This is a genomic window from Paenibacillus sp. FSL E2-0177 (assembly GCF_037992975.1).
Lineage (GTDB): Bacteria > Bacillota > Bacilli > Paenibacillales > Paenibacillaceae > Paenibacillus_AQ > Paenibacillus_AQ odorifer.
Genome location: NZ_CP150307.1, coordinates 3,456,720 through 3,470,321, shown reverse-complemented (window position 1 = coordinate 3,470,321; position 13,602 = coordinate 3,456,720). Strand labels below are relative to the sequence as shown.

The window sequence follows — 13,602 nt, the reverse complement described above, 5'->3', positions numbered from 1 at the left end:
TAGAACAGTAACTTATTCTGGTTACAAGAGGCCGATCCTTCAATCGGTCTCTTTCCATTCCATTTAGAATGCGATTATTTCCCTCACGAACATGCAGTCTTCCTTGCTCCTTTTAGACAATTTACATACAATAAGGTCCAAGATATCGGAATAAAGGTGGTAGCTATGCAGGGTAAAGTGAACATACTAATTTGTGATGACAATATAGCTGTACATGAGAGCATATCTGCTTATTTACAGGCGGAAAATATGGAATATGAATCCGTATACAATGGTGAGGAAGTTCTTTACAAATTGGAAGATCAGCATTTTGATCTCATAATTCTAGATATTATGCTGCCTGGACTTTTTGGGACAGAGGTCTGCCGTAAGATTCGCTTGACTAGTAACGTCCCGATTATAATGCTGAGCGCAAAAGGTGAGGAAACTGACCGCATATTAGGCTTGGAAATTGGTGCAGATGACTATATTACAAAACCGTTCTCCCCCCGGGAGGTCGTCACAAGAGTAAAAACCATTTTAAAACGCACTCATTACACCTTTCCAAGTGAAGACGCCATCCTGACGCTGGGAGAAATGAAGATTGACCGAAATGCTTTTAATATCAAAATTAATGGATCACGAATGGAATTTACACCTAAAGAGATCGAATTGCTTATCTATTTTACAATTAATAAAAACAAGGTGCTTTCAAGAGAACAAATCTTAAATAAGGTCTGGGGTTATGATTATTTCGGTGATACTAGAGCCGTTGATAATCTCATAAAAAGAATGAGGAAAAAACTGCCTGAAAAGAATTTGGGATTTGAAATCAAGTCTGTTTATGGGATGGGCTACAAAATGGAGACTTCCACATGAAAAAAGTAACTTCCAACAAAAAAGTGATTTATCTGGCCATCCTCTTTTGTTTCATTTTAGGACAACTTGGAGGAACCTTGATTATTAAACAGCTTTTTTTGAATTATAAATTAAAAGATATGCTGCCTCAGGCCTCTGCTATAGCTGCTGAAATGGCACAAAATGAGATGAGCATTCGAGGTTTTAAACCGTATCTTATGAAGGTGTATGATTTAGAGGGGAATGACCTTTCACCTGGTGACGAAAATAAGCATCTTTTTTTCAATGTTACATCGGAAGAATTCAAGGATGCCCTTATAGATTATATTCCCGAAGTAATTAAGTACAATAAATTCGCTGCGATTAAAAATATTAATGGGTTTCCGAGTAAATCCATTGTCGTAGGTGCACCTATTATTCAGGATAAACAAGCGGTCGGAGTCGTCTTTTTATTAGAACCTGGTAGTGAATTTCAGGCGGTATTGAATGGCTTCTATTACGTTTTTACAGGTACCCTTCTGTTAGGCACACTAATAATCAGCTTCTTTATATCCTCCTATCTAAAGGAGATGAAGCAGCTTGAAAAGACTCGTCGGGATTATATAGCGAATATTAGCCATGAGCTGAAATCTCCCATTGCCTCTATCAGAGCTTTAACGGAGACGCTGGCAGATGGAATGATTCAAGATGAAGAAAAAACAAATAAATACTATGGAATTATTTTATCCGAATGTGCGCGCTTGCAACGATTGATTTATGATGTACTGGAATTATCAAGAATGCAAAATAAAAAAGAAACTTGGAATAAAGAAAAAATAGATACTCAGGAATTAGTCATGCTTATTGAGTCTAAATACTCTTTCTTGTCCGATGAAATGGGCATTGTATTTGAGATTACAGATAACGCCAGAAACCTTCCAGATGTTTTTTCTAATAAAGATAAAGTGTTGCAATTAGTCAATATTTTGATGGATAACGCCATGAAATACGTTCAGGAGGATGGGAAAATAACTTTTGATGCTATTGTGCATTCGAGGGTTGTAACTGTGCAGATATCAGACAATGGACCCGGCATTGCAAAAGAGCACCTCCCTTATATCTTTGAAAGATTTTACAAAAGTGAACAGTCCCATAATGAAAAAGGAAGTGGTCTTGGGCTTGCTATCGCCGAGGAAATTGTAAATGGTCTGGGAGAAAAAATATTGGTTACAAGCAAACCGGGAAAAGGAACGGCTTTTCAATTTACCATTAGACGGTTCAAATAATAACTCTCTCATTTAACACCAAGAAGGTCAGGTAAGGGTATTTCCCTCTACTGACCTTCTTATATTTTATTAATTGTGTAAAAGAAACTATCTTCCATCTTATGGGTATAATTAACATAAAGCTCTATAGGAGGGAAAATCATTGAGAAAAATTAGGAAGCTGATTCTTTTAGGATTTTGCATCATGATTTTACCGGGAACCGTGATTTATGCTGCAGCTGGCTCATCTGAAGTTTCATTATATTTGAATAATGTGCTTCAAAAACAGCCCGCAATATTTTCCGAAGGTTCGATTTCCTTGACGACTGAACAGTTGTCTAAAGATTTATTTGCACTATTCGCCTTGGATGAATCAGGTAAAACCGTTCGAATCTACAAGCCTAATATAAACATGGTTATGCTCGATAATAACGGAGAGATTTTTGGTAAAGTAAAAAGCCCGTCACGTTTTGCATTTTCGACTCTATTACAGGTGGATCATTTAAAAACAGAAATTTCAGATATTAAGGTTGTGATCACCGATCCTGCGGATAAAACAGAAACCATTGATGCTCAACAAATTAAGAACAGCGAAGAAAACTTTTGGTTCAAAACCAATGAGTATACATATTCCTTTACTACAAAGGGCACCTACACTATTCAAGTATTTTTTAAAGATGTGGCTTCGAAAAAGTGGTTTCCTGTCTCCGAAATTGATATATTTGGCATTTGAATTCCAGTTATAAGGGACTCCGCTCATTCTATTCTTATCGCGATATTACCAAATTGTTCTCCCTGCTGCATTCGGTGAAAGGCTTGAACTGTGTCTTGTAAAGGATACACTCGATCAATGATAGGTCGAATCGAATGGTGTTCCATAAACTGAAGCATATCCGCAAACTCTTCACTACTTCCCATTGAGCTACCTATGATACTAATTTGCGGGAAAAATATGGCTCGCGTCGGGATTTCGATTCGATCTCCTGAGCTTGCACCAAACGTAACAATACGTCCATTGGGTTTAATAATATCAAAGTAATGTGGGAACGTCGCAGGCCCAATGCTGTCGAGGATGAGATGAACGGTGTCTCCTTTCATTCTTTCCTTCCAGTTGCTATGACTGTCAAACGCATGATCAGCTCCATGAGCGAGTGCAGCTTGTCTTTTCGTTTCACTGCGTGAAGTGACACTGATACGTGCACCCACCGCTGAAGCCATCATCATGGCATAAGTCGCAACCCCACCACCAATGCCAGGTATAAGAACATGTTCACCTTTCTTTAAGCGGCCTCTAGTGAATAGCGCCCGATAGGCTGTTAAGGCAGATAAGGGCAGCACGCCGGCTTCTTCCCATGACAGGTAAGCTGGCTTGCTGATGGCATTTTGCGCAGGAATGATGATTGACTCAGCGAATGTGCCTTCTGAAGGTCCCCCTACAATGGCTGGAACGTTTGGAATATTGTCGCTATATTCCCATCCGATGCACGGATTAATGATGACATCTTCACCTACATTATGATCCAGCACACCTTCACCTATTGCTTCAATTCTCCCCGCGCCATCAGAGCCGATAATCAAAGGAACATCCTGTTTTGTTCGGTCATCCATGATAAACAAGTCCCTGTGGTTCAGCCCTGCAGCCATTAACCTAACCTTCACTTCTCCAATCCCCGGTTTTTTATCCATAATCTCTTTATAGTTCAAGCCCTTCAGGCCACCTTCTCCAGCATGTACAATGGCTTTCATCATCCAAGCCCCTTCCTCAAGTTGTTATTAATGAATCTATAATAAATTTTACATAGTGGGTGTAATCCAGTAAAATGATCAAAACTGAAGGTGACTATCATAAATCATCATACCAAGAAGGTGCAAAGGAAATGGAAAGTGGAGATTTGAGAATATTTCAAGCGGTTGCTCGCGAGGGTAGCATAACGAAGGCTGCTCAAGTCTTGAATTATGTCCAGTCAAATGTGACGAACCGGATTCAGTATCTAGAAGCTCAGCTGAAAATCCCCCTATTTCGTCGATCCAATCGAGGGATGACGTTAACGCCGGCAGGTGAGAACTTACTGGTATATACAGACAAAATATTATTACTAATGGACGAGGCTGTGATAACCACACAATACTCTGAGCACCCTGCTGGTCCGCTCCGTTTAGGTTCCATCGAAACAACAGCGGCTACTCATCTGACACCTCTGCTAACCGAATATCACTTACGATATCCCGGGGTTAATCTATCGCTTATAACGGGAGAAACGCATAACCTCTTACAAAAGGTGCTTGATTACCAACTAGATGGAGCCTTTGTTTATGGACCCATTGACCAGCCTGATATAGAACATGTTGTTGCTTTCGAAGAGGAGCTGGTGCTTATCTCACAACCAGGTAAGAGCGAAATGCGCGAATTGCTTACAAAGCCAATGTTGTTTTTCGACGTCGGATGTACACATCGTGCCAAAGCTGAGAGTTTCCTAAATGAAAGCGGGATGAGCTCTTATAAGATTATGGAATACGGAACGTTAGATGTAATTCTAAGTGGGGTTTCAGCTGGACTCGGCGTGTCAATGCTGCCCCAATCTTCGATTTCCAAGGCCGAAGAGGCGGGAGTAATTACTTCCCACCGTCTGCCTGAAGGATATCGAGATTTGCAGGTATTGTTTGTGTATCGCCGGAACGCGGTTTTTTCTAGTGCGTTGTCAAAATTAATCCAAATGATCGAAGAAATATAGCAAACATACATATTGGGGATTGATTATATTCGAGCGCAAAGCTTGTTTATTAATCAAACCCTTTTCAGCTTTTTACGATTATACTTGGTATGTCTTGTTCCCATTTACTCACCACGAATCACTCGAAAACCTTGATCAGGGCCCATACCATTCGCTTCGAACTTTCCCCGAAATGAAATCTCGTTGTTGCTAATGCCGCCGATCCACCCGCCACCCTTTACAACCCGAAAAGAACCGCTCTTACTATCTATATCTCCGTACCAGTTCCAACACCATTCCCTAACATTCCCTGACATATCGTAAAGACCTAGCTCATTAGGTTTTTTGCCACCAATAGATTTTGTTTTGTTATGGTTGTTTTCTATGATCGGCCAGTTCCAATCTCCTGATAAGTATTTGTCTCCAGCGTTTTGCCAATACCATGCTACTTCATCTGCTTTATTGCTTCCACTGTAGGTGTAACTTTTGCTTAACTGTCCTCCACTTGCAGCATATTCCCACTCTGCTTCAGTAGGCAATCGGTAACCATTAGCTCCTGCATTGAGCGTTACTGTCCATTTTAAATTATCATTATCACTCTTATTATTCGGATCTTTTTTATTTTTATCTATATTGTAATAGGGTTTGAACCCCTCTTTTATACTTCTTTTATTACAGTAATCTATTACGTCATACCAGTTAACCATTTCTACTGGCAAGTTGTCGCCTTTGAATGCTGAAGGGTTGCTTCCCATTATTTCAACCCACTCTTTCTGAGTAACTTCATATTGCCCGATATAAAAATTTGATATAGTTGTACTTTTGTAGTTGGAATTTGTGTTAATGAAAGCCCCGCCTTTGACTAATACATAAGTATCCTTCTGTTCAGGCTTTTCTTGCGAACAAGCGCTGATAACAACTACTATTAAAAGAGAAATTAATAGTTTTCTCATGGATATATCTCCTTTCCAACCACTGGTATGTAGTTAAGTATCATTTGTTGAATGATCTAGAATGATCTAAGGCTGCCGGCTGTGGACCGACAACCTTAGCAATGACAGTGATTAATAGTTATTTTAATCATCTGGAGATGCCTGAGCTGGTCCGATGCTCAAGTTACCATACTGTTACGTTTGAGCTCCCGCTACTTTGATATCCTTCTGTCGCTAACACCTGATAAGACCAACTGCTGCCCAGATTCATTCCGTAACTTTTCCAAGCATTAACGTGGTTGGCAAAAGTGATCGCGACATTGCTTCCCGTTGCTCGTTTGGATTGTCTTACACTCCAAAACTGTGTGAAGGTTGCCGTACCATCAATAGAAGGGGCGTTCGTTCTCGTAGTCGTATATATATCATATGTGCCTCCATCACTGGTCACGGTACCTTTATAAGTTCCAGTAGGTCTATAAGTGCCCCAGCTATCAACGACGTAATATTCTATGAGGGAGTTTCTCGTCCACCCATAAAGAGTTAAATACCCATTGCCGGATGGTGCCCAGACGCCTGCATTGTAGTTTATTGTTCTAGATGGGGATCCAGTATTCCAACCTTTACCAACAACAAAGTTACCAGTATTTGACCATGTAACACTGTAATTCCCACCAGATCCATTAGTAGCACTTACTGTCCCGCCACCATCGGTCCAATTTTGCCAATAGTCTGTCGCTGCACTTGAGGTTGCTGCAAACAAGCTGAAACTCATTGAGGCTGCCATAATTACAGTCACGATTTTCTTGTTAAATTTAAACATAATCTACCTCCTGAAATTTTTTGTCACTACATACCTACATACTGCTTGTCTGTATTTCTAGTAGTCGAAGCAATTCCTTGTTGGGGCAGATTCGCAACACCACTTCCTTCCATATATATTAATGTAAGCGATTACATATGGAATTTTATCATAGATCGTTTACTATTTAATCTCTTCAAATTAAAGCTTTTACCCTAAAAAGTATTGTTCTTTTGGGATACCTTATTCACTGGATTTTTGTATCTGCCACAATTACAATCCAGTATTTTTTAGTAACACGTTCATAAACCAAGGCTTAATCAGTGGTAAGGCTACTGCTGGTTGCATAGCTTTTGTATGGTCCATCTGGGCTCCCGAAAGGATTTCAACATCCCAGCCTAAATCCGCCAACTGCTCCTTATTCTTTTTTAACAACCCGACGATGTCAACGGTAACGCTCCCGAAATTTTCACCGTAAACAATCGTATCATTTCCACCTGCAAAAGCTAGTTTAGGGAGACTAAGCAAATGTTGAATACTGCGATCATCAAAGGCTGTGAGGCTCTGGTATAGAGAGACAAATTGTGCTGTAACACGGGTATCTATGGTAACCTTTATATTGTCCCAATCCATTTCGTTTGGATTCTCCGATCCTGTTGGGCTTTCTACAGATTCATTTTGGTTACTCAAAGCTTGTGTATGTGTTTTATGGGTCACAACCCTCATTTCTTGATAGGGGCCATTATAGGGTGGAAAACCTCCCATTACCAAACTCTCCAAGCGATCTGTTCTTATAGCCATTTGCAATCCAATCAACGCAAGCCAGGAATAACCGTAGTAACTAAAGCTTGTAACATTCATTTCATCCGCAATGTGGAGAAGATCCTTCACAATATGATCTGCTGTTAGATTTTCCTCTGGATATTGAAATAGATGACCTTCATAATCGAAATAAAGCACTTGAAACGTATCCGCTAATCCTTCAACAAAATGTTTGCCTAATTCGGGATCTACTCTCCATAGCTTTAAGTTTTCTGCTTCCTGATTGTACACAGATTTTTTAGCGATGGGTAACATGAGGGTTGGACAATCTGGAAGTCCTGCCATACCTACTTCTATTTCTGATTGGTTTGCTAATTGTATTATCTTTTTCAATGAACTCACTCCTTTGTGTTCTATAAAAGTATCATATAACATTCATGCAATCTTTCGGTTTATCCCTCTACCTCCCTTGATATATCTACCTAAATTCGATTTAATATTGTTGTAGCACTTGAAGGTTCAACTTTAATGTTTTGGGGTGATGATGTTTATGGAAGAGATATATACACCTACACTGATAGCTAAGCAATTAAATGTGAGTACCACTACTTTAAGGAGATACGAAGATCAAGGCTTAATTCCAGATGTATCAAGGACCGCCAGCAACCGCAGATGTTACACTTCCATCCATGTGCAAGCTTTTATTACCATTCGAGCATTATTGCAGGGATATGAAATTCCGGTTGTGTACGATGTGATGAGGAAGATAAAAGGCCAGCAGATGGAGTCTGCTCTTTGGGCAATCAATCAAGAGCAACATAAGACCCAAGTGGAAAAAGAAAGGTTAGAGGAAGTCTTACGCATGTTTCGGGATGTTGATTTATCTAAATACAAAGATTTAACTGTATCAGATTCAATGACGATTGGTGAAGTTGCACAAATGGCAGGAGTTAATCCATCAGCTATTCGGCATTGGGAACAAGAAGGGCTAATCTCTTCGAATAGGAACAAAGATAATGGCTACAGAGTCTTCACTTTAACGGAATTAAGAAAAATTATTCTTATCAGCAGTTTAAGGAAAACTGTTTATTATATCGAGAATATGAAACAGCTTTTGAATGAAATAGAAACACATAACTACAAAAAAGTGGAGGTATCCTTTCAGCTTGCCTTACAAAAATTGAATTCTCAATTAATGAAGCAGTTTATCGGGATAGCTGAACTTACAAACTATGTGAAATTGTATAAAAGTAATGCCAAGTAACATAATGATCATAGAAAAAGGGCTACCTTGCGGTAGCCCTTTTGTGCCTATTTGAACTTGATGTCAACAATCTTCCCTCTTTCCACAAAACCAATATTTCGATAAACCTTATTCGAGTCAGGATTCTTTAAATCAGCATAAAGCATGGGCACTAAATCCTCCGATAAAAGAACAGAACATAACTCTGCTACTAGTGCACTTGCATAACCTTTTTTCCGGCAAGACGGAGGTGTGTATACCGCATTTAATCTGGAATATCTTGCCGACCTATGTGCAATGTACGCCATCGATACAGGTTTATCGTCTACAAACCATAAATACAAGTTCCCTGTCTCAATCATCCTCTTGGCATCTAGAATTTTAGCTTCTGGGTTCACCCAAACCCCATAAGCCCCCTCTGAGAAACCCGCCAAAAATTCTGCTACAATGGCCACGTTTTTTCTCGTTGCTTGCTGCATTGTACCTTTTACGTTCAAAGGTTTCTTTGGATCTGTACAGAAATAAGATTCTATAGTCATCGTGGACTCATATTGAAGATGATTTGCCTGAGAATACAGCTGTGCAAAACGTTCTGTTGTTTTTGGTTCTCCAGATACTCCCGGTAATGTAGTCTCTTTAAGAAATTCTATAAGTTCTTCGTAGAGAACGGCCTTCTTATCCTCGACAATATCCTTAGAACTCCAAAGCCATGCGTTATGTCCCGTTGACTGGGCATAAATCATTGTTTCATCAGAATCTTTTAAGCAAGTAGAACTCTTCGACTCGCAAATAAGGTGAATCAGGTTGTATTGAACCTCATCAGCAATAAACATATCCTGGCTAAGTATTCGATCGGAGACATTGATTTTTTGAAACATTGTTACTCCTCCTTATTTATTTATAAGAACGCAAAAAACTCCGTCCCATTAGGGACGGAGTAGATTCCGCGTTACCACCCTGATTGGTGTATTTATGAATACACCCTCTCTGCTGCCATCGTCCAACAACGATGCTTCTTTGTAACGGCAGAATCCCGGGCCCGCCTACTATGATTTCGGGAGCCAGCTCTGAGGCGATTGTTCGATTCGGGTGTCCTCTGCCTCGCACCAACCGGCAGTTCTCTGATCGACATATCCGGATTTACTTGTCCTCTTCGTCGCATTTGATTGCAATGTAATTAGATACAATATAAAGTAATAGGGATTTTATGTCAATAAAAAATATGTAAGTTGGCGACGTTAAACAATTATTATTCACTGCGAAAAAATACTAAACACCAAATTGTCTTAAATGATGGTCTAGATGTTTATAAATCCCTTTACCCCATTGCTCCGGAGTGAATTTTCCGAAAAAAGGATGTGGATGGGATGAACAATTCTCCGGACCGTTACTTTGAAAAGTTATAATTTTTTGTTTCAGTATTTCTTTTTCTTTTCCAAAATCTCTATCATCTAAAATAAGTATGGTCGGAATTGTTGACATATTATGTGGTACTGGCTTGTCATTGTAAAAAATAGATTTCACAAACCCTCCTATTAATATTCCTAGCCAACTTCTAGGAGGAAAGGAGTTTCCATTTGCGATGTCTTGAAATGCTGAACAGTGAGCCAACATTTGAGAAACATTCATTTTTCCCCACTGTGGGTTTGAATTAGGACTTAAATTCTCGATACGGCTCAGTATTTCCGCTGTATGTAATTTGTTATATATATTTTCCATAAACACACTTCCATTACGTTTTTTGGGTTTTCGATTTTTTCATTATTAGTTCTGGTGATCCATATATCACGATAAGCTATTGTATTCATGATTGCATCATAATAATTTTACAGTATACTGCCGATCTAATATTCGCCATTTCCATTATTCTATCCTTTATTCACTATCATGTCCTTTAACGTAATAAAGCTATCCATCATGGAGGTAGCTCCTCGTCTTAAACTGTTATTGAACTATTGTTTCCCTTTAGCTTAATATACTACGGAGAAATTTAATCCACTTCGGCTCGTATGCTTCACTAATTGGAATCCCTGTATAATAACTATGATAAGGGTCCATTTCCCATATCTTTAAAAGCCCCTCGGAAACTTCATACTTAAATATGGGAGAGCTTTTGTCCGCCCTAATATAATACTTATTGCATACAACACAGTACAAAATCTGCGATTCATCGGAGAAATATGAATAAATATTAAGCTCAGTGTTACAGGCTTCACATCGACGTATTCGATCGCGGTTTAGCCATTCAATAATTAGTTTCAGATTATCATCTCCTCCGTAAAACAAGGAATATCCTTCGCAAACTAACGTGTCCGTCAGTTCAACAACCTACGGATTTCTGCAATACAGAAATACTTTCCTTTAGGAACGCCCTATTCTTTTCAATCCCTCTATTTTTACACCAGACAACAGCACTAAAAGCATCGTAAAAATCATAAAAGGGTAGTACTGTTTCCAAATCCATTAGAGGACGAATTGTTGAATATCCCTCTTTATACGAAATTCTACTTTGAGGATTCACTTTCCAAACATATCGGTTAATTTTTGTGAAATCAATTTCCGAGGATCCACTCCGTGCACTCTCAAAATCAATAATTCCAACAACCATATTATTATTTGTTAGTATATTACCTTGTCGAAAATCCATATGAACAACACACGGGCCATCAGGAGGAGGTAAAACTGAGAAAGCACCCTCAAAGTAATTAATACATTTTTCGAAAAGTCCTCTCTCAAGGACTTCCTTGCAAGGTTCTATAAATTTTTCAAAGCTATTTCTTATATAAAGTCTCCAATTGTTCTGATTAAAAAATTGAAAACCGTCTAATCCTTCCACACCATATCCCGGCATTTTAACTTCATGCAGCTTTGCGTGAAGTACTCCAATTTGAAATGCTAATTCATCGTCAATAGCACCTGTACATGGTATACCTTTAATCTCAGATAAAAGTAATGCACCAGAAATTAAGTCATCCCCACTCCAGAAGTCTAACACCTTTGGAACCGGTAATACCTCCCTCAACAGTTCAAGCATACGATATTCGCGATATAGTTTATCCCTGTTATAAGGGATCTTCGCATACAGCGTTTCTCCATCAGTAAGATTCAGCTTGTATACTTGTGAACTAAAGGACTCAGGAACATTATCTATACTTAATACATTAAGGTTAAATCTTTTTATGATTGTTTCTACTAAATTCAACTCGCACCTCACATGTTATGAATGAATAGTAATTAGTTCAGCTATCTTATTCTTAATTTTATTGAACTATCCTAACCATTAGTGTAATAAAATTACACTTAGCCCTTTTTCCTTCTTGCTCTCAGGTAAATGACCGAAATCACTATTAGTCCTATTGCAATTACAATATACAAATCAATATCCTGCTCAAACATTAACCACATCTTGTATTCTAGGTGTACTTGCTGTTTGGGTCGAAGTCCTTCACCGAATAGTTCTGTTGCTTGGTTAAGGTTATTCATTTCAATTGTTGAACTGCATGGACTACTGCTTGATTCGCCATCCACTTCGCTAATGTATATTAAGTATTTATTACCTTCCTTGAAATCAAAACCCCAAGTGTAGTCTGTTCTCACAATAATTTGAGAGTCAACTTCAGTTTTCCAACTTCGTTCAACATCCACTAATAAATATCTGATTTTCTCTTTTGGCCCCGTAAATCCTTCTTGTTTCAAATCGACCTTTATTTGTTTTACTTCACCGTAAATTGCTCCACCGTAGACCTCTAGGGCTTCTTGGGGACTTCCTAACTCGACACAGGATAAAGCTTTAGCATCTTGTCCATTTGCAATAAAGAATGCGAATGTGAATAAACATATTAACGTGATTAAACGAAGTTTCAATTTACCACCTACTCTTATGATTTTATTACATAACTTATTTATTGACATAAGTTATAGGTGAAATGTTGCACTAATTTTCCAATTCCTTCAATGAAATAGGGAGTACACCTCGACGGTATGCTCCCTATTTGGGTTGACAATAGTATTTCGTTGGCCGTGGATGCAGTGCAAGCGCCGCACCCCAGAATATAGAAGTTAAAGTTCTTTCTGGGAGCTGAAAGCTTTGAAGAAATATTCCCCACGGATTTGACAACTTTATTCCCTAATTCATTTACAATTAGATATTGAACTGAGCTTTTATAAAAAAACGCACCTGTTAGCTCAATAGCAATAATCTGCAACTCCTTACTTCTCCCAAAGCTCGATCAGTCGACCTTCTGGATCTTCAATCCAAATAAACTTTCCAAATTCACTAATCTCTATTTTCTTTGCAAGAGGTACACCAATCTGTTCAAAATGCTTAATCGTCTCGTTTAGATCATGCACTTGGAAATTCAACATCACTTGTTGTTCTATTGGAAAATAACTGTCATCCTCGGTAAAGAAAGAAAAAATAGTCTCATTTCCCACTTGAGGTTTTATCACAGTCCCATTCCAATTCTCAATGTCAAGCTTCAACACCTCACTGTACCATTTTTTTGTAGCTTCAAGATTCTTAGTTCTCCAGAATATTCCTCCGAAACCTTTAATCATCGTATCTACATTCCTGTCTGCATTGAATTTTCTAATAATATACCCTTTAGGATTAAGGAGAATCCACCGTTAACCTCCAGTCATTACACCGAAGGTTAGTACTAACGGGGTATTCAAAATCACATTCACAATAAACGAGAAGCCAAGCATATAACAAATGGCATTAGAAGCAGGAGTGAAGTCTATCGGACCCTATAGTCGCTATTAACCATAATTCGGCTCATTTGAGAACCTATCGGACTCTATAGTCGCTATTGGCTCGAAAAGCCCTCATATCACGCATGTTTGGAACAAATAACGCCTCTGGGGTCCGAAACACTTCTTAAAAGTCAAAATTCAGCCGAATAGCTGCATCTGAGTCCGATCGCTCATGGTGAAGATAGCGTGTGGGAATACAATACGCACAACAAGCAGCATAGTCGCACATCCGGTATCACAAACGCCAAACCAGCAGCATAGTCACAAATTAGGTAACACAAACGCCAAACCAGCAGCCAAATAGCACATTCGGTAATCC

At 38.8% G+C, this 13,602-nt stretch carries 14 protein-coding genes and 1 other annotated feature; of the genes, 5 read left to right on the top strand and 9 right to left on the bottom strand.

The window, feature by feature from the left end:
- Window positions 1–165: 165 nt before the first annotated feature.
- The 3 genes from MHI25_RS15600 to MHI25_RS15590 all read left to right on the top strand — a co-directional run bounded on the left by MHI25_RS15600 (window position 166) and on the right by MHI25_RS15590 (window position 2,814).
- Window positions 166–858: a response regulator transcription factor gene (locus MHI25_RS15600; RefSeq protein WP_076184620.1), complete on the top strand. Its 693-nt coding sequence runs from the start codon at window positions 166–168 to the stop codon at window positions 856–858.
- Entirely contained in the window at window positions 855–2,102 is a 1,248-nt protein-coding gene (locus tag MHI25_RS15595; protein WP_076280616.1) for an ATP-binding protein, read from the top strand. The genes MHI25_RS15600 and MHI25_RS15595 overlap by 4 nt, the downstream gene beginning before the upstream one ends.
- Window positions 2,103–2,244: 142 nt before the next feature.
- Window positions 2,245–2,814: a hypothetical protein gene (locus tag MHI25_RS15590; protein WP_076280617.1), complete on the top strand. Its 570-nt coding sequence runs from the start codon at window positions 2,245–2,247 to the stop codon at window positions 2,812–2,814.
- Between the two features lie 23 nt (window positions 2,815–2,837).
- Here MHI25_RS15590 and MHI25_RS15585 read toward each other — a convergent pair whose 3' ends face one another.
- Complete coding sequence (locus tag MHI25_RS15585) at window positions 2,838–3,827, bottom strand: zinc-binding dehydrogenase (RefSeq protein ID WP_076281123.1); 990 nt, start codon at window positions 3,825–3,827, stop codon at window positions 2,838–2,840.
- A gap of 131 nt (window positions 3,828–3,958) precedes the next feature.
- Between MHI25_RS15585 and MHI25_RS15580 the strand changes: the two genes are divergently transcribed.
- Complete coding sequence (locus MHI25_RS15580) at window positions 3,959–4,813, top strand: LysR family transcriptional regulator (RefSeq protein ID WP_340395682.1); 855 nt, start codon at window positions 3,959–3,961, stop codon at window positions 4,811–4,813.
- Window positions 4,814–4,917: 104 nt separating this feature from the next.
- On the opposite strand, the gene MHI25_RS15575 is transcribed toward MHI25_RS15580, so the two are convergent.
- The 3 genes from MHI25_RS15575 to MHI25_RS15565 all read right to left on the bottom strand — a co-directional run bounded on the left by MHI25_RS15575 (window position 4,918) and on the right by MHI25_RS15565 (window position 7,678).
- A complete protein-coding gene (locus MHI25_RS15575) occupies window positions 4,918–5,745 on the bottom strand; it encodes an SUMF1/EgtB/PvdO family nonheme iron enzyme (protein ID WP_076280618.1) in 828 nt (275 codons plus the stop codon).
- A gap of 163 nt (window positions 5,746–5,908) precedes the next feature.
- Window positions 5,909–6,544, bottom strand: coding sequence for a glycoside hydrolase family 11 protein (locus MHI25_RS15570; RefSeq protein ID WP_076280619.1), 636 nt, complete (start codon window positions 6,542–6,544; stop codon window positions 5,909–5,911).
- Window positions 6,545–6,796: 252 nt separating this feature from the next.
- Window positions 6,797–7,678, bottom strand: a complete 882-nt coding sequence (locus tag MHI25_RS15565; protein ID WP_076281125.1) for an alpha/beta hydrolase — start codon at window positions 7,676–7,678, stop codon at window positions 6,797–6,799.
- A gap of 157 nt (window positions 7,679–7,835) precedes the next feature.
- Here MHI25_RS15565 and MHI25_RS15560 point away from each other — a divergent pair, with 157 nt between their 5' ends.
- The gene (locus MHI25_RS15560) at window positions 7,836–8,549 is read left to right on the top strand and encodes a MerR family DNA-binding transcriptional regulator (RefSeq protein ID WP_076302082.1); all 714 of its coding nucleotides are present in this window, start codon (window positions 7,836–7,838) and stop codon (window positions 8,547–8,549) included.
- Between the two features lie 47 nt (window positions 8,550–8,596).
- On the opposite strand, the gene MHI25_RS15555 is transcribed toward MHI25_RS15560, so the two are convergent.
- From MHI25_RS15555 to MHI25_RS15535, 5 genes are all read right to left on the bottom strand, one after another.
- A complete protein-coding gene (locus MHI25_RS15555) occupies window positions 8,597–9,406 on the bottom strand; it encodes a GNAT family N-acetyltransferase (protein ID WP_076302081.1) in 810 nt (269 codons plus the stop codon).
- Window positions 9,407–9,453: 47 nt separating this feature from the next.
- Window positions 9,454–9,694, bottom strand: a binding site (T-box leader).
- Between the two features lie 103 nt (window positions 9,695–9,797).
- Window positions 9,798–10,247, bottom strand: coding sequence for a DUF1569 domain-containing protein (locus tag MHI25_RS15550; RefSeq protein WP_076125859.1), 450 nt, complete (start codon window positions 10,245–10,247; stop codon window positions 9,798–9,800).
- Window positions 10,248–10,848: 601 nt separating this feature from the next.
- Window positions 10,849–11,730 (bottom strand): aminoglycoside phosphotransferase family protein, encoded by an 882-nt coding sequence (locus tag MHI25_RS15545; protein ID WP_340395640.1) that lies wholly within the window; start codon window positions 11,728–11,730, stop codon window positions 10,849–10,851.
- A gap of 98 nt (window positions 11,731–11,828) precedes the next feature.
- On the bottom strand, window positions 11,829–12,392 hold the full coding sequence (locus MHI25_RS15540; protein WP_340395639.1) for a hypothetical protein: 564 nt from the start codon (window positions 12,390–12,392) through the stop codon (window positions 11,829–11,831).
- A 345-nt stretch (window positions 12,393–12,737) separates the two neighbouring features.
- Entirely contained in the window at window positions 12,738–13,085 is a 348-nt protein-coding gene (locus tag MHI25_RS15535) for a VOC family protein (protein ID WP_076125591.1), read from the bottom strand.
- Between the last annotated feature and the right edge of the window lie 517 nt (window positions 13,086–13,602).

Excerpts from the sequence above, each read along its gene's own strand:
- MHI25_RS15600 (WP_076184620.1), top strand. The coding sequence starts at position 166 with ATGCAGGGTAAAGTGAACATACTAATTTGTGATGACAATATAGCTGTA.
- MHI25_RS15595 (WP_076280616.1), top strand. The coding sequence starts at position 855 with ATGAAAAAAGTAACTTCCAACAAAAAAGTGATTTATCTGGCCATCCTC.
- MHI25_RS15585 (WP_076281123.1), bottom strand. The coding sequence starts at position 3,827 with ATGAAAGCCATTGTACATGCTGGAGAAGGTGGCCTGAAGGGCTTGAAC.
- MHI25_RS15580 (WP_340395682.1), top strand. The coding sequence starts at position 3,959 with ATGGAAAGTGGAGATTTGAGAATATTTCAAGCGGTTGCTCGCGAGGGT.
- MHI25_RS15575 (WP_076280618.1), bottom strand. The coding sequence starts at position 5,745 with ATGAGAAAACTATTAATTTCTCTTTTAATAGTAGTTGTTATCAGCGCT.
- MHI25_RS15570 (WP_076280619.1), bottom strand. The coding sequence starts at position 6,544 with ATGTTTAAATTTAACAAGAAAATCGTGACTGTAATTATGGCAGCCTCA.
- MHI25_RS15560 (WP_076302082.1), top strand. The coding sequence starts at position 7,836 with ATGGAAGAGATATATACACCTACACTGATAGCTAAGCAATTAAATGTG.
- MHI25_RS15555 (WP_076302081.1), bottom strand. The coding sequence starts at position 9,406 with ATGTTTCAAAAAATCAATGTCTCCGATCGAATACTTAGCCAGGATATG.
- MHI25_RS15550 (WP_076125859.1), bottom strand. The coding sequence starts at position 10,247 with ATGGAAAATATATATAACAAATTACATACAGCGGAAATACTGAGCCGT.
- MHI25_RS15535 (WP_076125591.1), bottom strand. The coding sequence starts at position 13,085 with ATGATTAAAGGTTTCGGAGGAATATTCTGGAGAACTAAGAATCTTGAA.